Annotated in this window: 17 protein-coding genes; 14 read left to right on the top strand and 3 right to left on the bottom strand. The window is 44.7% G+C overall.

Annotated features, from left to right (window positions below):
* The first annotated feature begins 85 nt into the window (after positions 1–85).
* Positions 86–1,540, top strand: a complete 1,455-nt coding sequence (locus DB520_RS10005) for a hypothetical protein (protein WP_114749581.1) — start codon at positions 86–88, stop codon at positions 1,538–1,540.
* Positions 1,541–1,557: 17 nt separating this feature from the next.
* On the opposite strand, the gene DB520_RS10010 is transcribed toward DB520_RS10005, so the two are convergent.
* The 3 genes from DB520_RS10010 to DB520_RS10020 are packed head-to-tail and all read right to left on the bottom strand — an operon-like array spanning position 1,558 to position 4,546.
* Positions 1,558–1,767, bottom strand: a complete 210-nt coding sequence (locus DB520_RS10010) for a hypervirulence associated TUDOR domain-containing protein (protein ID WP_114749582.1) — start codon at positions 1,765–1,767, stop codon at positions 1,558–1,560.
* A 45-nt stretch (positions 1,768–1,812) separates the two neighbouring features.
* Positions 1,813–2,871, bottom strand: a complete 1,059-nt coding sequence (locus DB520_RS10015) for an NAD(P)H-dependent glycerol-3-phosphate dehydrogenase (protein ID WP_114749583.1) — start codon at positions 2,869–2,871, stop codon at positions 1,813–1,815.
* Positions 2,849–4,546: a 1-acyl-sn-glycerol-3-phosphate acyltransferase gene (locus DB520_RS10020; protein WP_114749584.1), complete on the bottom strand. Its 1,698-nt coding sequence runs from the start codon at positions 4,544–4,546 to the stop codon at positions 2,849–2,851. The genes DB520_RS10015 and DB520_RS10020 overlap by 23 nt, the downstream gene beginning before the upstream one ends.
* A gap of 126 nt (positions 4,547–4,672) precedes the next feature.
* On the opposite strand from DB520_RS10020, the gene DB520_RS10025 reads away from it, so the two are divergent.
* The 13 genes from DB520_RS10025 (at position 4,673) to ftsA (ending at position 19,737) form a co-directional block, all read left to right on the top strand.
* Complete coding sequence (locus DB520_RS10025) at positions 4,673–5,647, top strand: polyprenyl synthetase family protein (RefSeq protein ID WP_114749585.1); 975 nt, start codon at positions 4,673–4,675, stop codon at positions 5,645–5,647.
* A 332-nt stretch (positions 5,648–5,979) separates the two neighbouring features.
* Positions 5,980–6,429: a division/cell wall cluster transcriptional repressor MraZ gene (mraZ, locus tag DB520_RS10030; protein ID WP_114749586.1), complete on the top strand. Its 450-nt coding sequence runs from the start codon at positions 5,980–5,982 to the stop codon at positions 6,427–6,429.
* Positions 6,422–7,327: a 16S rRNA (cytosine(1402)-N(4))-methyltransferase RsmH gene (gene rsmH, locus DB520_RS10035; protein ID WP_114749587.1), complete on the top strand. Its 906-nt coding sequence runs from the start codon at positions 6,422–6,424 to the stop codon at positions 7,325–7,327. The genes mraZ and rsmH overlap by 8 nt, the downstream gene beginning before the upstream one ends.
* Positions 7,328–7,330: 3 nt before the next feature.
* On the top strand, positions 7,331–7,711 hold the full coding sequence (locus DB520_RS10040) for an FtsL-like putative cell division protein (protein WP_114749588.1): 381 nt from the start codon (positions 7,331–7,333) through the stop codon (positions 7,709–7,711).
* On the top strand, positions 7,708–9,807 hold the full coding sequence (locus DB520_RS10045; protein WP_114749589.1) for a penicillin-binding protein: 2,100 nt from the start codon (positions 7,708–7,710) through the stop codon (positions 9,805–9,807). The genes DB520_RS10040 and DB520_RS10045 overlap by 4 nt, the downstream gene beginning before the upstream one ends.
* Before the next feature lie 156 nt (positions 9,808–9,963).
* Complete coding sequence (locus DB520_RS10050) at positions 9,964–11,427, top strand: UDP-N-acetylmuramoyl-L-alanyl-D-glutamate--2,6-diaminopimelate ligase (protein ID WP_114749590.1); 1,464 nt, start codon at positions 9,964–9,966, stop codon at positions 11,425–11,427.
* Positions 11,427–12,638, top strand: coding sequence for a phospho-N-acetylmuramoyl-pentapeptide-transferase (mraY, locus tag DB520_RS10055; protein WP_114749591.1), 1,212 nt, complete (start codon positions 11,427–11,429; stop codon positions 12,636–12,638). Before DB520_RS10050 ends, mraY begins: the two co-directional genes overlap by 1 nt.
* A 1-nt stretch (position 12,639) precedes the next feature.
* On the top strand, positions 12,640–13,989 hold the full coding sequence (gene murD, locus DB520_RS10060; RefSeq protein WP_114749592.1) for a UDP-N-acetylmuramoyl-L-alanine--D-glutamate ligase: 1,350 nt from the start codon (positions 12,640–12,642) through the stop codon (positions 13,987–13,989).
* Positions 13,986–15,155 (top strand): FtsW/RodA/SpoVE family cell cycle protein, encoded by a 1,170-nt coding sequence (locus DB520_RS10065; RefSeq protein ID WP_114749593.1) that lies wholly within the window; start codon positions 13,986–13,988, stop codon positions 15,153–15,155. Before murD ends, DB520_RS10065 begins: the two co-directional genes overlap by 4 nt.
* Complete coding sequence (murG, locus tag DB520_RS10070) at positions 15,152–16,264, top strand: undecaprenyldiphospho-muramoylpentapeptide beta-N-acetylglucosaminyltransferase (protein ID WP_114749594.1); 1,113 nt, start codon at positions 15,152–15,154, stop codon at positions 16,262–16,264. Before DB520_RS10065 ends, murG begins: the two co-directional genes overlap by 4 nt.
* Complete coding sequence (gene murC, locus DB520_RS10075; protein WP_114749595.1) at positions 16,261–17,658, top strand: UDP-N-acetylmuramate--L-alanine ligase; 1,398 nt, start codon at positions 16,261–16,263, stop codon at positions 17,656–17,658. Before murG ends, murC begins: the two co-directional genes overlap by 4 nt.
* Positions 17,648–18,409, top strand: a complete 762-nt coding sequence (locus DB520_RS10080) for a cell division protein FtsQ/DivIB (RefSeq protein ID WP_114749596.1) — start codon at positions 17,648–17,650, stop codon at positions 18,407–18,409. The genes murC and DB520_RS10080 overlap by 11 nt, the downstream gene beginning before the upstream one ends.
* Positions 18,410–18,420: 11 nt before the next feature.
* Positions 18,421–19,737, top strand: coding sequence for a cell division protein FtsA (ftsA, locus tag DB520_RS10085; RefSeq protein WP_114749597.1), 1,317 nt, complete (start codon positions 18,421–18,423; stop codon positions 19,735–19,737).
* Positions 19,738–19,755: the final 18 nt, after the last annotated feature.

A 19,755-nucleotide genomic window follows, 5' to 3' on the forward strand; every position in this document is an offset into this window, starting at 1 on the left:
ATCTTAAATTAAAAAATATGATCATAAAAAATTGAAAATTAGACACTTAAATATTTTTTTATTATGTTTATAAAACCTTATAAAGATGGCAACATTTCACACTATTGCTGCCCTGGTCAAAGGCCTTTCAAAGGCCGAGAGACGAAATATCAACAGGAACCTTGCTCTTCATTCTAAAGGCATATATGTCTGGATTTACCGATTCATTTCCCATCACCCGGATGACCTTGCCAAACTTAAAAGGGCTTTTAAAGAAAAATTTCCGGATAGTTCCTTGTCGATGGGCATAAATCATTTGTATGATCAATTGATGTATTTGATTGGAGGAATGGAAAAATCCAGCAATCCGGAGTCCAGGATCATATTTTATCTACAGCAAGTAAGGTTACTATATGAGCGTGGAATTTACGATGCTAGTCTTCAGATGGTGGCTAAGGCCATAGCACTGGGGGAAAAGCATGAATTATATGGCTGGCTTTTGATTTCGTTGCGGTTGAAACTGATGCTCACAACTACAACAAGATTTTATACATTAGAGGAAAAAGAACTTTTAGCACTTTACAATGATATACAACAGACACTTAATTACCTGCACACCCAAAGCCAACATGAATTGCAATATGAATTGCTTCATATGCGTAGGACTTCCTTAAATAGCAAAAAAGGAGTAAACCCTGAAGCTGCCATTGAGGACTTGGCCATGCACGAAAAAATGGTTTTTAGCACCCCGCGTTATCAAAGCCTGGAGGCAGAAAAATTACACCTGATGTTTCAGGTAGAATACTTTCTTACATCAGGAAATACAGCCACTAGTCTAAGGGTTGCAAGCAAACTCAATGAACATTTTGATCAGCACCATTCAGTGAATTTGCAAGCTTCCCTTCATTACATCACCCATATTTGTGGTGTTTTACAGAACCTTTCTCATGCGGGGGATTTTGGGGCAATGAGGGCCTATGAGGAAAAGCTTTATGACTATACCCAACGTAAAGGTCAGGTTCAGGGACTGGCAAATTATGCCTTACTACATTTCGGTTTGCAGCGGTGTATCACCTTATCCGAAATGGAGGAACTTGGCATACTCCTGGAGAAAGCCATGACCCAATTGGAAAAACCTATACCTTCATTTGCCTGGGAATATGAAAAACTCCTTACCCTTTCGGTTGGAATTGCCCATTTCCTAAGAAAGGATATGAAAAAAGCCAACAAATATTTAGGAGGACTAACCTATCAAAAAGCAAGTATGAACCTTGCCCCAGTGATATATACGGCTTTCATCGTTCAACTTTTAGCCTATTTTGAACAAGGGGAAATCAACCTCCTTGAATCTAAATCACGGGCTTTTCGTCATTTGCTGAAAAAAATCGGCAATTTTGGTGCCTCGGAAAAGGAATTTATAAACACATTGCTAGGTGCCTACCCGGATTTCAAGTCCAGGTTAGGTGCAATAGCCAAAAAAGCCTTGGATGCTCATCATACCCATGCTAAAAAGAGTCCTGTACAACAATCGCTGCTGTTTTTACGATGGGATAAAATCTGATATATATACCCGCTAATTTAAGCCTTTTCCACCTCCTGCTCCAGCTTTAGCACTTTGTCCCCATCATCCTGTTCTATCCATAGCGCCTTGTTTTTGGGCTCACCATTTCTTGTTATGCTTTTCCCCTTTATGGTTTTGGACACCTTCCCATTAAATGTCTCCAGAACCTTGCCACGGGCATATCCCTCTCCCCATTTCCACTTGACATTGCTTCCCTCCTTAATCATAGCTTTTTAAACTAAAAGCCCAAAAACTGTACCTGAAAATAGGCCTTATAAAAAATCAATGTCCACGTTAAAAGGGTACTTCATCAAAAATTGAAGGGCATGCTCCACTTTAAAATCTTCAAACAAAACCTTGTACAAATTTTCGGTAATAGGTGCCCTTAATTCGGTACTTTCCAGAAATTTGCGAACAAGTCTTACCGTATTGATTCCCTCGGCAACTTCCTCCATATCTCTAACGATTTCTTTCAAGTTCTCCCCTTTTGCCAAGCGATATCCAACGGTATAGTTTCTGGAAAGAGTGGAGTTGCAGGTAGTGACTAGATCACCCACCCCCGCCAAGCCTACAAAGGATTTGGTACTTCCCCCTAAGGCATTGCCCAAATAGATCAGTTCTACCATACCCCTGGAAACCAATAAACCCTTGGCGTTTTCACCAAGCCCCATTCCGGAGAGTGCACCAGCAGCAATTGCAATAATGTTTTTCAGAACCCCACAAAGTTCCACACCTATAATATCCGAGTTGCCGTAAACCTGGAAATTGTCCGACCTCAATAGCCGCTGTCCCTCCATAATTACCTCATTAAACCTGCTGGCCACTACAGTGGCAGCAGGCTGTCGCTGGGCAAGCTCTTTTGCCAGGTTAGGTCCAGCCAGACAGCCTACCCTGCGAACTACCGTTTCGTTATGGATCAACTCACTCATGGTACAGATGTTTTCCCTGGTAATTTTACTTACATTAGTCAAATCTTTTCCTTCGGGGAGGTTGAGGACTAGTCCCTTGGTACCATGAATCAAAAAATGGTAGGGGTGCAAAAATGGGGAAAACAGGGCCATTACCTCCTTAAATCCATTCGAAGAAATCATGGGAAAAAGGATTTGACACTTTTCACAAATCATCTCAGGGTCATTGGTAGCTAGTATCCTAATGTCAAGCTTTCTACCCCTGGCCATGTGGGTTTCGTTGATTTCATCCACTACCTCCGGATCCCTGGCATACACAATCACTGGGTTTTTTTCTGCCAGCAAATTCGCCACGGCCGCCCCAAAGCTCCCAATGCCAATAACCCCAACAGTTCCGTCCCTAGAATAACCTTTCCAATCCATATCCTTCCAGTCGATTATGATAAAAAAACAACAGGCTTGTGTCATGGGTCACGATCTCCCCTTTTCCATTGCGGATCAGGGGTCGCTTGGCATGGTACATACCCACGTTATCCAAACCATGCGAGATGATGCTTTCTATATCCTGTTTGAGGTGAGGAGCTATATGTACCTTTCCTTCCTTGCTCAATTCCTTTAACCTATCCAACACTTCCTGGCACTTATCCTTAAAGGACTCGTAATTAAGAGAAATATCTTCTTCTGGTATTTTGAGTAAATTAAAAAGATCCAGTTTTTTATTGGCCTTTTGGATCATCCGGAATGCCGTGTAAGCCACCAAGTGGCTGCTGAACACCCGGTTGATCTTGTGGAATTCTTCAACGATGCGTTCTCCCAAGGCTTTGGTATATTCTTCTTCCCTTTGGTGGTCCACCGTTACTTTTCCTTTGGACATAAAGTAATCCTTGCAATCTATTACACGCCCATGTTGGTCCCGGCTGTTGCCTTCCCTATCCACATAGTTTCCCATGATGTCCATGGCTTTGCCTATGGACACGGAAATATCCGATCCTTTGGTGAAAAACTTGACCAGAAATTTTGAGATTTTGTAAGAATTGGAAAACTCATCCATTTCTTTATAATAGCGTTCTTGTCCTGTAATATTAAGGTGTTCCTGTATCAAGCTTGGCGCTTCTAGCACAAAATGGTAATTGATAGTGACAGGCACGATGAATACCTTGCCCTCCACCCCACTGACACCATTCTTGTAGTGGTTCCGCTGAGCTTCCATGGCAGTACTCAGTAAACCGAGCTTTAGCTTTGCTTCTATCATACCGCTTCTAGACCTGGTTCCTCCAGGGAAAAACAGGCTATGGCAACCAAACTGAATGGCCTCCTTAGAGTAGGTTTTGAGGGATTCAATATATATGAGGTTTTTCTTTCTTCTATCCACCTTATAGGCACCTAGTGCATTCATAAAGTAAGCGAAGATTTGGATATTGAACAGATTGAGGCCTGCCCCATATATAAAAGGAGGTAAACCCAGCGTGCTGATGGTCCAGCCTATCAATATACTGTCTAGGTTACTAAAATGGGTAGGAACCATGATGATGGTCCCCTTTGATGCCAGGTCCCTTAATTGGTCGGTTTCACCGATGATTTGAATCTTGTCCTGAAGGGTAAATTGGTTGCTGAAAAATGATTTGAATCCCTTTACCCTTGCTGTATTCAGCAGCCTGCTGAATCCATAGGTGGCTATTCGCCGGGTCATTTTATAGTGGCTGTGCTTAAAATTACCAGCGATCTCCTCCACATATCGGGTCACGATGGAAGTAAGAAGTTGTATAAAAGCCGCTTTTCTTTCCGATTCCCCAAAATGGTTTTCTGCATTAATAGCCAACAATGAGGCCTTTACTTTAGACCAGAATTCCCTCTCATCGTCCGGATCCACCAGCCAGGGGTTTTGCTTTATCCTCATTCTTTCCCGGTAAAGGGTAGTTTCCAGTTCCTCCTTTAAAGCATGGGACTGGTTACCAGTAATCTGCAAAATCCTGTCAACACTTTCTTGCACTACTTGTTGGATAAAAGCCTTTCGGTCTTTACTCAGCTTCACCACTGGCCACTCATCCTTTCGGGGCAAAATCGGGGCATATTGGTGCTTAATGTAGTCGTCAGTCAATGGTTTATGGTTTAGAACTACAAAGATAAATAAAAATGTATGGCATTAGGGTGCTGAACACAATATTAGGGATTGTGGTTTTGTCAATGATTGGATTCATCGTATAATTGCAGCATAAAATCCCCAATGAAGCAAGATCTGAAGCAAATACAAGGACCAATAGCCACAGAGATGGAGGACTTCGAAAAGAAGTTCCGCACTTTTATGAAAAGCAAGGTTAAGCTTCTGGATCACATTACCCATTATATAGTAAGGAGAAAGGGAAAGCAAATGCGACCCATGTTCGTATTTCTTACCTCAGGTGTTTCTGGACAGATTTCAGAAGCCACCTACCGGGGAGCTGCATTGATCGAACTTTTGCATACCGCGACTTTAGTACATGATGATGTGGTGGATGATGCCAACTACAGACGTGGTTTTTTTTCCATCAATGCGCTTTGGAAAAACAAAATAGCAGTTTTGGTGGGGGATTATTTACTTTCCAGAGGCTTACTTCTGAGTGTGGACAATGGGGATTTCGAGCTGTTGAGGATCGTTTCCACTGCCGTTAGGGAAATGAGTGAAGGGGAACTCCTTCAAATCTCAAAATCCAGGAACCTGGACATCACCGAGGAGGTTTACTTTACCATTATTAGGCAAAAAACAGCTAGCCTTATTGCTTCCTGCTGTGCGGTAGGGGCTGCCACTTCCGGAGCAAATCCAGATACCATTGAAAAAATGAGATTGTTTGGGGAGAAGGTGGGTATGGCCTTTCAAATTAAAGACGATCTGTTTGATTATGGCCAGGATGTGGTGGGAAAACCCGTTGGAATAGATATCAAGGAAAAGAAGATGACCCTACCCCTGATTTATGCCCTCAATAATGCCTCTTGGGTAGACAAAAAAAGGATCATTTATTTAGTACGAAACAAGAACGAGGATAAAAAATCTGTAAATGAGGTCATCTCATTTGTTAAGAAAGCAGGGGGACTAGCCTATTCGGAAGGGGTGATGAACCAATATTTCCAGGAAGCACTGGCCTTGTTGGTGGATTTCCCTGAATCAGCATACAAAAGCTCTCTTGAGGACCTGGTGAGGTACACTATAGAACGGAAAAAATAACCTTTTTCCCCCATTTCTTCCCACTGCCGATCAATCCTGTGATTTTTATGGGAAAATCTCCCACTTTTCCTTATAGCATCTATTCATCCCTATATTTTATCAAAGCTCTAACAAAATCGGTTACTAATTGTCAAAACACGGCTTTTTAGTGGCAAACTATTGAAAGATAGTTTATTACTATATGTAGCAGGTACTATAATTTTTATTGAAAAACTTGTGTTTTTTCAAACTATTGAATACTTTTAAGCAAAAGTGGTAAAAAGTGGGACAAAGTGGTAAATTATGTTTTGCCTTTTATTACTTTTGCATGGTAAAGGATTTTTAAAACAGGTATGGCTATTTTCACTAGTGAATACGAGTGTAAACTTGACGCCAAGGGGCGACTGGTTTTGCCTGCCAAACTAAAAGCAGCTCTGCCGGAATCCCCCAGCAACGAACTTTTCCTTAGGAGGGGGCTGGAACCATGCCTGGTGCTGCGAACAATCCTTGAAGTAAAAAAGGAATACCATAAGCTGGCCAATTTGGATGATACCGATGAGGAGGCCAGAAGTTTTCAAAGGGCCTACTTCCGCAGAGAAGTGGTGATAGAGATGGACAATGCGGGAAGGATACTAATCCCAAAGTCCTTAATCAAATATGCCCAGTTGGACAAAGAGGCCACAATAGTGGGAGTTGGGAACCGCATAGAAATATGGAATCCAGACCTACTGATAGAGCACGACGAAAAATTGGAGCAGAACTACGCTGAGTGGAACAAAAAATATTTGTCAAAAGGTGAATGATCGTACGTACCATATTCCTGTGATGCTACAGGCTTGCATAGAGGGGCTTTCCATAAAGCCCGGGGGAACGTACGTGGACCTCACATTTGGAGGAGGTGGACATTCCAGGGAGATCCTGAAGAAGCTGGATTCCGGGCACTTGTTTGGTTTTGATCAAGACGAGGACGCTATGGCAAATGCACCGGAAGACGAAAGGTTCACCTTTGTACAGGCCAATTTCAGGGATTTGAAAAAATACCTAAGGCTTTATGGCATCACAGAGGTAGATGGTATTCTGGCAGACCTCGGTATATCTTCTCACCAAATCGATGAACCCAGCCGTGGGTTTTCTACCAGGTTTGAAGGTGACCTGGACATGCGAATGAACCAAGCCGATCCCCTTACCGCAGCAAAACTGTTGAATTCGGCCGAAGAAGGCGAATTGCACCGCATTTTTGGGCAATATGGGGAAATAAAAAACGCCAAAAGCCTGGCAAACGCGGTAGTAAGGAGCAGGGAGCTTTCCCCTATATTGAGAACAGAGGATTTTGTGGGCCTACTGGAAAGATATGCCCCGAGAGGAAAATCCCATAAATATTTTGCTCAGGCGTTTCAAGCACTACGGATAGTAGTCAATGATGAGCTGGGAGCCTTGACAGAAATGCTGGAACAAAGTTGCTCCCTCCTCAAAAAAGGGGGGCGCCTGGTGGTAATGAGTTACCATTCCCTTGAAGATAGGTTGGTCAAAAACTTCATCAACAAGGGAAAGTTTCATGGAGAGGTTGAAAAGGACTTTTATGGAAATCTGATAAGGCCTTTGCAACCGATTAGTAGAAAAGCTATAGTAGCAGAACCTACAGAAGTGGCCCAAAACAAAAGGGCCAGAAGTGCCAAGTTGAGAATAGCAGAAAAACGTTAGAAAATGGCAACAAATACTTTTAAAAGAAAGCTGGAGCAAACCAAGCCAGGCAAAAGAGGCAGATTTAATCCTTTCGCATTTTTGGAAAGGAAATTGGCCATGAGTGGGCTGTTTGGGGAAGGGATACCCGTACGGCTGGTCCCCCCATTTTTATATGCGGCACTCCTTGCCCTAGTGTATATTTGGAGCAATCACAAAACGGAAAGCACCATTAGAAAAATCAACCTGCTTCAAGAAGAGGTAGAAGACCTGAGAGCGGATGTCACCACCCTAGAGGCAGAATACATGTTTGCCAGCAAACAATCCGAAGTGGCGAAGAGAATCCAGCCCATGGGCATCAAAGAAATCGATGAACCACCTTTTAAAATCACGAAAAAGAAGTGAACATCAAAAGATCCATATTGCTGCGGGTAAGGTTGGCATTTTTGCTGATTGCCCTCTTTGCCGGAGGGATATTTTATCGTATCACACAGGTGCAATTTGCTGAGGGGGAAAAGTGGAGGCAGATGTCTGAGAATATTCATTTACAAACCCGGCCTGTGAAAGCCACTAGGGGAAACATCTATAGTGCTGATGGAAGCCTGTTAGCCACCAGTCTACCATTTTACAGAGTCGTCATGGACCCCTCCATTGCCAGGGATGACAGGTTCCAGGCGGGTATTGATTCCCTTTCCAGAAAGCTATCCAGCTTCTATAAGGACAAATCATCCACCGCATACGAACGCATGATAAAGGACGGTAGGGCTACCGGAAAAAAATACCTTATCCTAAACAGAAAACATATTGGCTACCAGGAGAAACTGGAAATGGAAACCTGGCCCATTTTTAGGGATGGTAGATTTGGCGGCGGGGTGATTTTTGAAAAAGTGGACAGAAGATACCGCCCCTTCCGTAATCTTGCAGGCCGTACCGTAGGCTTTCTCAACGAAGACCAGTATGGAGTGGGTGTGGAATATAGCTTCAACGATCACTTGGAAGGCAAAAACGGGGAGGCACTTTTTCAGAAAATTGCCGGAGGGGCCTGGAAGCCCATTCATGACACGGAAGACATCAAACCCACGGATGGTTTCGATATTGTGACCACCTTGGATGTGAACCTGCAAGATGTGGCAGAATCAGCACTGCTCAGACAGCTCATGAACAAGGATGCGAACTTTGGTTGTGTGGTGGTTATGGAGGTTGCCACTGGACATGTAAAGGCACTGGCAAATTTGGAAAAAAATAAAAACGGGAGTGGCTATGGGGAATATTACAACTATGCCGTAGGAGAGCAGGGACTTACTGAACCGGGTTCCACCTTCAAACTGCTTTCCATGATGGCCCTGCTTGAAGAAGGAAAAATCACCCTTGAGGAAGAGATAGACACAGGGAATGGGACTTATAAATTCTATGACCGCACCATGCGGGATGTGAAAATTGGAGGTTACGGCAAAATTTCCGTCAGGGAAGTGTTTGAAAAATCCTCTAACGTAGGGGTGTCCAAACTGGTAAACGAACATTTTGCGGTAAATCCCTCCAAATTCCTGCACTATGTCTCTAAGGCTGGGCTGGATCAGCCATTGGGCTTTCAATTGAAGGGAGAGGCGGTTCCCTATTTCAAGAAGGCGGGAAGCAAAAACTGGTATGGCACCACCCTCCCCTGGATGTCCATAGGTTATGAACTTAAAGTAACTCCATTACAGACACTTACCCTTTACAATGCTATTGCCAACAATGGTAAAATGGTAAAACCTATGCTGGTTCAAACCATCAAAATGGGCAATCAGGTTAAAGAAAGCTTCAGTACGGAAGTGATCCAAAAGCAAGTGGCATCAGCCAAAACCATAGCACAACTTAGGGAGCTACTGGAGGGTGTGGTCGAAAACGGCACCGCAAAAAACGTGAAAAACCAAAATTACCGAATTGCTGGAAAAACAGGTACCGCACAAAAATTGATCAACGGTAAATATTCTCAGTTGTACTACACCTCCTTTGTGGGCTACTTCCCTGCTGAAAACCCAAAATACAGCGCCATAGTAGTTATCGATAGTCCCAAGGGTTTCCATGCCTATGGCGGGGATATTTCTGCACCTGTTTTCAAGGAAATAGCCGATAAAATCCATGCACAGGATTTGAGCCTAAACCAAAATAAGGCCGATCCTAAAGAAAAATACGCCAATGACTTCCCATTTATCCAAGCGGGGCTTACCGATGAACTACAGATGATCTGTAACCAATTTGGGGTTTCTAACCATTACCAGGGTCATGAAAAATGGGTGAAGTCCAGCTTGTCAAATAAATCCATATTATGGGTATCCAATGAAACCGATGCCCCCAAAATCCCCGATGTTAAGGGAATGACCTTGAAAGACGCCTTATATATATTGGAAAATAAGGGTCTCAGGGTACAGTTTCGTGGCAAAGGAAGGGTGAAGAGCCAATCCATCTCCGCTGGAGTGCCCATTTATAAAGACCAAGTGATCAAAATTGAATTAGGCTGATGAAATCGAGCCTGCCTGGACGGCAGTCATGCATGACGCAAGGGACACACGGAGGGATGATTATCGTTGCGAGATTCCCCCGAAACGAGTTCCCCGAAGCGAGTTCGGGGCAGGCAGGGGCAGGCTATATGACCGCTAAAAAGAAATTATAAACATATGAAAATGCTCAAAGACATATTGTATAAGGTTTCCCTGGTCTCCACAAAAGGAGATATGGAGACATCTGTGCGTGAAATTGTCTTTGACAGTAGGGAATGCCAGCCCGGGGACTGCTTTGTGGCGGTGCCGGGTACTCAGGTAGATGGACATGATTATATTGAGACAGCTCTGGATAGAGGGGCAAGCAGTATTGTCTGCCAAACCTTGCCGGACAAACTAAAAGAAGGGGTCACCTATGTGAAAGTGACTCATACCCCCAAAGCCCTGGGAGTGATGGCGGCCAATTATTTTGACCATCCTTCAGAAAAGCTATCCTTGGTGGCGGTGACTGGGACAAATGGCAAAACTACAATGGTTACTCTACTGCACCAGTTGTTTGGTCAATTGGGTTACCTGTCAGGAATGCTCTCCACCGTAGAGAACAAAATCGGTGATGAGGTACTTCCTGCCACACATACTACCCCTGATGCAATAGCTTTAAATACGCTCCTGGACCGTATGGTGAAAGCAGGGTGCACGCACTGCTTTATGGAAGCAAGTTCGCATGCCATTGTGCAAGAGCGAACTGCCGGTCTAAAGTTTACCGGGGCTGTATTCACCAACATTAGCCATGACCATTTGGACTACCATGAGACCTTTGACAATTATATTAGTGCCAAAAAGAAACTCTTCGATGAGCTGCCTTCCGGCTCTTTTGCTTTGGTAAATGCAGATGACAAGAGGGGAAAGATTATGCTCCAGAACACAAAGGCAGAAAAGCACACCTATGCTCTTAGATACCCGGCAGACTTCAAAGGAAAAATATTGAGCAACACGCTGCAGGGACTGGAACTTGAGATCCAAAAGCAGTCCGTGTGGTTCAGGATGATTGGAGAATTCAATGCCTATAACCTGCTTGGGGTGCTGGGAACTGCCCTATTAATGGGGGAAGACGAGGAGGAAGTACTGATGCAGCTTTCCCAGCAGCCTGGGGCTCAAGGAAGGTTTGAACAGGTGGTTTATCAAGGGATTACGGCCATAGTGGACTATGCCCATACACCAGATGCCCTTGAAAACGTGCTGAAGACCATACAAAAACTCAGATCTGGTGGAGAGCAGTTGATCACACTAGTGGGTTGTGGTGGCAACAGGGACAAAGGAAAACGGCCAATTATGGCAAAAATAGCGGCTAAATACAGTAATAAGGCCATCTTAACCTCTGACAATCCCAGAAACGAAGACCCCTTGGACATCCTCAAGGACATGGAAGCCGGAATTAATCCTGTGGAACTGAGAAGGACTTTGACCATAGCAGACCGGAAGGAAGCCATCAAGGCCGCCTGCGCAATGGCCAAGAAAGGGGACATCCTACTTATCGCAGGTAAGGGACATGAGACTTACCAGGAAATCAAGGGGGTAAAACACCCTTTCGATGACAAGAAAATTGTTACTGAAATGCTTAAACTTATACACTCTACCTAATGTTATACCATCTTTTTGAATACATAGACCGTGTTTTTGATTTGCCAGGTGCAGGAGTATTCAGGTACATTTCCTTTAGGGCTGGAATGGCAGCATTATTTTCCCTAATCATTACCATTACTTTTGGAAAATCGATCATAAATTGGATCAGAAAAAAACAAATCGGGGAAACGGTAAGGGAGCTAGGGCTACAAGGGCAGTTGGAAAAGAAAGGGACTCCCACTATGGGAGGGCTGATGATCATGGCCGCTATAGTGATACCTACCTTCCTTTTTGCCGATGTTTACAATATTTACATCATCCTTCTGCTTGCAACCACCCTGTGGTTGGGTGGCATTGGCTTTTTAGATGACTTCATCAAAGTGTTTCGCAAAAACAAGGAAGGTCTTGCAGGAAAATTCAAGATCGTGGGGCAGGTGGTTATAGGAATAGTCGTGGGTACCACCCTCTATTTTCATGAGGATGTAGTGGTAAGGGAATTCCAAACCCCCGTGTCTGTGGAGGAGGGGGTGATAGAAACGACCCCTTTCCGGGATGCCAAGTCCCTGAAAACCACTATTCCATTTGTGAAAAACAACGAATTAAGGTATGATGTCATTTTCGGCTTTTTCGGCGATTTTCTCACCCCTATCCTTTTCATTGGACTGGTTATCTTTATCGTGACTGGGGTATCCAATGGGGCCAATATCACAGACGGTATAGATGGCTTGGCTGCTGGAACTTCCGCCATTATTGGCCTCACCATTGCCATCTATGCCTATATCAGTGGCAATGCCATATTTTCCCAATACCTGAATGTGATGTTTATCCCCAATTCCGGGGAATTGGTGATTTTCTGTGCGGCATTTGTCGGAGCTTGCGTGGGTTTCCTTTGGTACAACGCTTATCCTGCACAGGTTTTCATGGGGGACACAGGGAGCCTGATGATTGGAGGAGTTATCGCGGTCCTATCACTAACACTAAGAAAAGAGTTGTTGTTGCCCCTACTCTGTGGGGTTTTTGTAATAGAGTTGCTTTCCGTAATATTTCAGGTGAGCTATTTTAAATACACCAAAAGGAAGTACGGCGAGGGTCGAAGGATCTTTTTGATGTCTCCATTGCATCACCATTACCAAAAAAAGAATATTCCGGAAGCTAAAATCACCGTCAGGTTCTGGATTGTGGGGATCTTGTTTGCCATTCTTGCATTAGCCACCTTAAAACTCCGATAGCATGAAGAAGATAGTCATATTGGGAGCGGGAGAAAGCGGTGTGGGAGCAGCGCTTTTGGCGCGTGCAAAAGGATTTGAGGTATTTGTGTCAGATGCCGCAGAATTAGGCCAACCCCGCAGAGAAATGCTGCTGGAAAGCGGAATTGACTTTGAGGAAGGAGGACATTCCCCCGAGAAACTATATGCCGCTCACATGGTAATCAAAAGCCCCGGTATACCTTTTGGCTTACCCTTGGTTCAAGCCTTACTGAAAAGAGGAATTCCTGTGGAGGATGAATTGGAGTTTGGCTTTACCTTCAGTAAAGGAAAGATGATTGCCATTACCGGCACCAATGGAAAAACCACCACCACCTTACTGACTTACCATTTATTGAAGAGTGCAGGTTTGGATGTGGGACTGGCAGGCAATGTGGGTAAGAGCTGGGCTGGTCAATTGGTAAACGAAGACCACGACTGGTGGGTGGTAGAGGTGAGCAGCTTCCAAATCGAGGGATTTCGCACTATAAAGCCCAAAATCGCCATCATCCTGAACATCACGCCTGATCATTTGGACAGGTATAATTACAAGATAAAAGAATACGCACGGACTAAATTCAGACTGCTGGACCAAATGGACCAAAAAGACCATTTTATCTACTTCCAGGGAAGTCCCTTGGTCCAACAACAAGTGGAAAATATGGAAAGCAGCATGCAGGTACACCCTGTATCCCTGCAGCAAACCGAATCTTCGGATTACCTATCTTCCGACAAACTAAACGTAAAAGCTGGGAATCACACCTTACAGTTCCCCATTGAGGAAATTGTCTTAAAAGGGGACCATAACTACATCAACAGCCTTTGTGCCATCAAAGCGGCCTTGTTGGCCGGAGCCGAGGTGGAAGGTATAAGAAAAGGACTTAAAACCTTTAAAAACGCAGCCCACAGAATGGAGTTGGTACTGGAGGTAGATGGTGTTTCCTATATCAACGACAGTAAAGGCACCAACGTGGATGCTACTGCCTTTGCCCTTCAGGCTTACTCCTCCCCTATGGTCTGGATTGCCGGAGGAGTGGATAAGGGCAATGACTATGAACCCATTAAGCCCATGGTTCAGGGAAGGGTACACACCTTGATTTGTCTGGGTAAGAATAACCAAAAGCTTAAGGATTCCTTTTCAGGAGTAATCCCCGAAATCCTGGAAACTACTGAGGTGGTACAAGCTGTAGCTTGGGCACAAAACAAGAGCAACCCGGGAGATATTGTATTGCTTTCTCCTGCATGTGCCAGTTTTGACTTATTTAAGAATTATGAAGATCGTGGAGAGCAGTTCAAGGCTGCTGTATTGGCATTAACTGAAAATACTGAGGGATGAACAAGACGAAAATTTGGCTGGAGGAAAATCTAAAAGGAGACCCAATCATTTGGGGCATCGTAATCCTTTTGTCTCTTATTAGTGTGGTGGTGGTATATTCTGCCACTGGATCTTTGGCCTACCGTATGATGGGGGGAAATACTGAAGCCTACCTGATCAAACATGGGATGTTGGTAATGGTTAGTTTGGTGGTAATGTGGGGGATACATAACGTACCCTATAAATATTTTGCCAAATTAAGTTTACTCGCCCTATGGGTAAGTATTCCCTTGCTCATCTTTACTTTTATCTATGGTTCCAAGATCAATGAAGCTAGTCGTTGGCTTACCATCCCCATCATCAACCAGGCATTTCAGCCTTCCGATCTGGCAAAGCTTGCCCTGATTTCGGCAGTTGCAGGAATGCTTGCCAAAAGGCAACGAAGTATCCAGGATTTGATGACCACCTTTGTGCCCATAATGCTGTGGATCAGCATTATTTGCATGCTGATAGGGTTAGCCAACATGTCTACTGCTGTGTTGTTGTTGTCCACCTGCTTGCTACTGATGTTTATCGGACGGGTACCCATGAAGTTTCTTATGACCGTTGCTTTAGCAGGTACCTTGGGTCTTGCCTCCTCTATAATGATTGGTCAGAGAGGGGGAGTATTCCATTCTAGGATAGACAAGTTTCTAAACGCCGGACAAACAGAAATCCCCTATCAGGCCCAGCACAGTTATATTGCTATTGCCACTGGAGGAATTACGGGTAAAGGACCAGGCAAAAGTGAGCAAAGAAACGTACTCCCCCACCCCTATTCGGACTTTATTTATGCCATAATTATTGAGGAATATGGCCTAATTGGTGGTGCAACGGTACTTTTCTTGTATCTGGCACTACTATATCGTGGGATGAGGGTGGTAGCCATTTCTACCAGACCCTTTGGAGGCCTCCTATCTGCGGGGCTCAGCTTTGCACTGGTGATACAGGCCATGGTGAATATGGCCGTGGCGGTGGGCCTTATCCCCATTACGGGACTTCCTCTGCCATTACTAAGTATGGGTGGCACCTCCTTGATTTTCACAGGAATATCATTGGGGATTATTCTTAGCATCAGCCGGGGAGACCACGAAGATGGTTTTGCGGCAGAAGTGAATTCCATGAAAAGAATGGCAAAAGTAGCATGAGTCAAACTAAAAGGACATATCGCATCATCATCAGTGGCGGAGGTACCGGGGGGCACATTTACCCTGCTGTTGCCATTGCCAAGGCATGGGAAAAAAGGCACCCTGATTCAGCCATTCTCTTTGTGGGAGCCGAAGGGAAGATGGAAATGGAGAAAGTACCAGAAGCCGGGTTTGACATTAAAGGCTTGCCAATAGCGGGTTTACAAAGAAAGTTGACCCTGGCTAACCTATCCTTTCCTTACAAAGTGTGGAAGAGCCTTCGAAAGGCGAAACAAATCCTCAATGAGTTTGCGCCTGACTTGGCTTTAGGGGTTGGTGGATATGCAAGCGGCCCCATGCTCCGTGCCGCACAACAAAAAGGCATACCCACCCTTATCCAGGAACAAAATTCCTATGCAGGGCTTACCAACAAACTGCTGGCAAAAAAAGCAAATGCAATTTGTGTAGCTTATCCGGACATGGAAAGGTATTTTCCTAAAGACAAAGTCCAGTACCTGGGAAATCCAGTAAGAAGCGACATCATTGACCTGAGCGGCAAAAGCCAAAATGCCAAAGAGCATTTCGGTTTAGACCTGAGCCGGCCAATGATCTTGGTGTTGGGAGGAAGCCTTGGCGCAAGAACCATTAACCAAGCCATTCTCCAGCACATGGTGTTCTTCGAGTCGAAAGGGTATCAGGTCCTTTGGCAAACCGGCAAGTATTACGCGGATGAAATGAGGCAGGCTGTCACTACCTCACAGTTAAAGCATATCCATCCGAAGGAGTTTATCAAAGAAATGGATTTGGCCTATGCCTCTGCTGACCTGATTCTATCCAGGGCTGGGGCACTTTCGGTTTCGGAGCTGAGCCTGGTAGGAAAACCCGCCATCTTTATACCCTCTCCCAATGTAGCCGAAGACCACCAGACCAAAAATGCATTGGCCTTTGTAGATAAAGGGGCTGCCAAGATGATAAAAGACAACGAGGCTATAGAAAAAGTGGGGCAGGAAGTGGAAGAACTGTTTTCAAATCCCCAAACCATGAGGGTGTTGGGTCAAAACATACGAAAATTGGCCAAGCCCGGAGCAGCGGAAGACATTGTGAACGTAATGGAAAAACTGATGACATGAATTTAAAACAATTACATAGCGTCTATTTTCTTGGCATCGGTGGGATCGGAATGAGTGCCATCGCGCGTTGGTTTCACCATATTGGTGTGCCCGTGTACGGCTATGACAAAACCCCTTCCCCACTTACGGAAACCCTAAGTGAAGAAGGGATTCAAATCAATTATGAGGATAGTGTTTCTGCCATTCCTGAGGAATTTTTGAAAAGTACCGAAAACAGGCTAGTGGTCTGGACCCCGGCCATCCCCAAAGATGCAGTACAAAAAAATCACTTGCTAGAAAAGGGGTACCTGCTCAAAAAAAGGTCGGAAGTTTTGGGAATGATTACCGATGGTATGTACACGGTAGCTGTGGCTGGTACTCATGGAAAAACCACTACCTCATCCATGGTAGCCCACCTCTTGAAACATGCCGGAAAAAATATAGCCGCATTTCTTGGGGGACTTACCCAAAATTATCAGAGCAACCTCATCTTACATGATGAGGGAAGGGAAGAAAACCCCATCGTGGTGGTAGAGGCAGATGAGTTTGACCGAAGTTTCCTTACCCTTCACCCCAATATCAGCATCGTGACCAGTGCAGATCCTGATCATTTGGATATCTACGGGGATGGTGATCATCTTATGGAAGGCTTCAGAAGTTTCATACAACTTACGGACTCAGCAGGACAGCTTTTTATACAGAGCAAAGCTTTGCAGAAGCTGGATGCTACCCATTTTCCAAATTTAAAAACCACAGCCTATGGACTGGAGGAGGAGGCCATTAGGGCAGAAAACATCCAACCCGGGATCTTGGGGTTCACCTTTGACTATGTCAATCCGGAGAAGAGCCTGACTTCCCTTATTTTGCCTATACCTGGATTCCATAATATAGAAAACGCACTTGCAGCCATTACCGTAGCCTTGTCCTTTGGGGTGGAAGACGCAGCAATTAGAAAGGGACTGGCAAGTTACCGAGGGGTAAAACGACGCTTCGAGGTGATACATAACGAAAAGAACCGGGTTTTTATCGATGACTATGCTCATCACCCCGAAGAAATCAAGGCACTGCTGAACTCGGTTAGGGCCATTTATCCCGACAAAAAAATTACCGCTGTATTTCAGCCTCACTTATTCACACGAACCAGGGATTTTGCCCAAGGCTTTTCCGAAAGCCTATCCTTGGCCGATGAAGTGATATTGCTGGAAATTTACCCCGCCAGGGAATTGCCCTTGCCTGGAGTAAATGCAGAAATGCTGCTGGAGGGCATTTCCAGTGACAAAAAATGTGTGAGGTCTAAGGAATCCCTTCTGCCCTACCTACAGGAAACAGAACCGGAGGTACTGCTCACTATTGGAGCAGGTGATATCGATAGATTGGTGAACCCTATTGCTAATTGGTTGAAAAATGGAAAATAGAAGAAAAGTCAAAAAATCTATTGTTTTCGTGCTTTTGGCATTGGTGTTTTTGGTATATATAGGTTTTACCGAACACCAGAGTGAGCAAAAGCCCTTTGCCGGCCTGGAAATTTATGTGGAGGCGGTAAGTGAGGTCTATTTTGTGGAAGAAAAGGACCTGTTGGCAAAAATTCAACAAGCCTTTCCAGAGCTTCAGCCTGGTCATCCATTAAACAGTGTGAGCCTTCACGAAATCGAGAAACAGATATTAAACCACCCTTATGTGAAATCTGCGGATGTATTCACCGATTTAAAGGGAAAAATAATTGTCAAAGCCTCCCAACACATCCCCATTGCAAGGGTTGTAAGGTCTTTGGCGGCAGATGCTTATATCAGCACAGAGGGAAAGATACTTCCCACCCGCAGTAATTACACCTCCAGAGTGATTACGCTAGAGGGCAAAGGGGCAGAGAAATTGCTAGAAAAGGAGGAATTGGGAGAACCCCAAAGGGAACTCTTGGAACTGCTCACCTATATCCGAAACCACAAATTCTGGAATGCCCAAATCAGTGGTATGGAGATTTTGGGAGACGGCAACATTGTGATGCACCAGCAGGTAGGCAAACAACTTATCGAATTCGGCAAACCCGATCAAATTGAGGAAAAATTCAATAAAATCAATTTGTACTATCAAAATATTGTGCCCCAGAAAGGCTGGAATGCCTATGAAAGGGTAAATGTAAAATTTAAGGATCAGATCATTTGTGAATAATTGTCAGAGCTATGGATAACGAAAAACTAATTGTGGGCTTGGATATTGGCACCACGAAAATTTGTGCGGTTATAGGCCGCAAAAATGAGTATGGAAAACTGGAAGTCCTAGGAATGGGCAAGGCGGTGTCTGAAGGAGTAATCAGGGGCATCGTTACCAATATAGACAAGACAGTAAATGCCATTCAGAAGGCGGTAAACGACGCTTCGGAAATGTCAAGTGTAGATATTGGGGAGGTGATCGTGGGAATTGCGGGCCAGCATATCAGGAGCTCCATTCACCATGGAGTCATCATCCGCAACACCAAGGACGATGAGATCACGGTGGAAGATGTGAGGAGGTTGGCCAATGATATGGAAAATATTGTGGTGCCTCCCGGGAACAAAATCATTCATGTGATGCCTCAAGATTATACGGTGGACTATGAAGAGGGCATTAAGGATCCGGTTGGCATGTCTGGCGCAAGGCTGGAAGCAGATTTTCATATCATTACTGCCCAAAGCACCGCTATCAACAATATAAACCGCTGCGTGAAGCGGGCAAACTTGCATTCCACAGACCTCATTCTTGAGCCCTTGGCCAGTTCCCTCTCTGTTCTTAGCGATGAGGACAAGGAAGCAGGAGTTTGTTTGGTAGATATAGGAGGTGGCACCACGGATGTGGCCATCTTTTATGACAACATCATCAGACACACCGCGGTAATACCCTTCGGTGGGAATATTATCACCACTGACATCAAGGAAGGGTGCATGGTGATGCAACATCAAGCTGAATTGTTGAAAACCAAGTTTGGTAAAGCCATTTCAGAGGAGGCAAACCCCAATGAGATAGTTTCCATTCCCGGACTTCGTAACAGGCCTCCGAAAGAAATTTCGGTAAAAAACCTGGCATCCATCATTCAAGCAAGGATGGAGGAGATAGTGGAACTGGTACAATCCGAGATTGCTGCCAGCAACATTTATCAGAAATTGGCCGGAGGGATCGTCCTTACCGGGGGTGGATCCTTACTCCACGGAGTGGGCCCCTTGTTTGAATATATGACAGGGTTGGACACCAGGATTGGTTACCCGAACGAGCATTTGGGCAAATCAAAGGTGGATGAGATCAAGAGCCCAATGTTCGCCACCACGGTGGGCTTGGTGTTGGCTGGGTTTAAGGCCTTGGACGACCGAGAGGATGTGTACCGTGCAAAGGAAAGGTCACAATCTGGCATCAGCAAAAGCAAATCGCCAAAAATCGAGCATTCTGGTAAGGATATTTTCCATAGCATTACCAGAAAACTCAAGAATTTTATCACAGATGATATAGGGGACAGCGGCCACTATTAATCCTGATCCCCATAGTTC

Origin of the sequence: Pleomorphovibrio marinus (genome assembly GCF_003347495.1) — a bacterium.
Lineage (GTDB): Bacteria > Bacteroidota > Bacteroidia > Cytophagales > Cyclobacteriaceae > Pleomorphovibrio > Pleomorphovibrio marinus.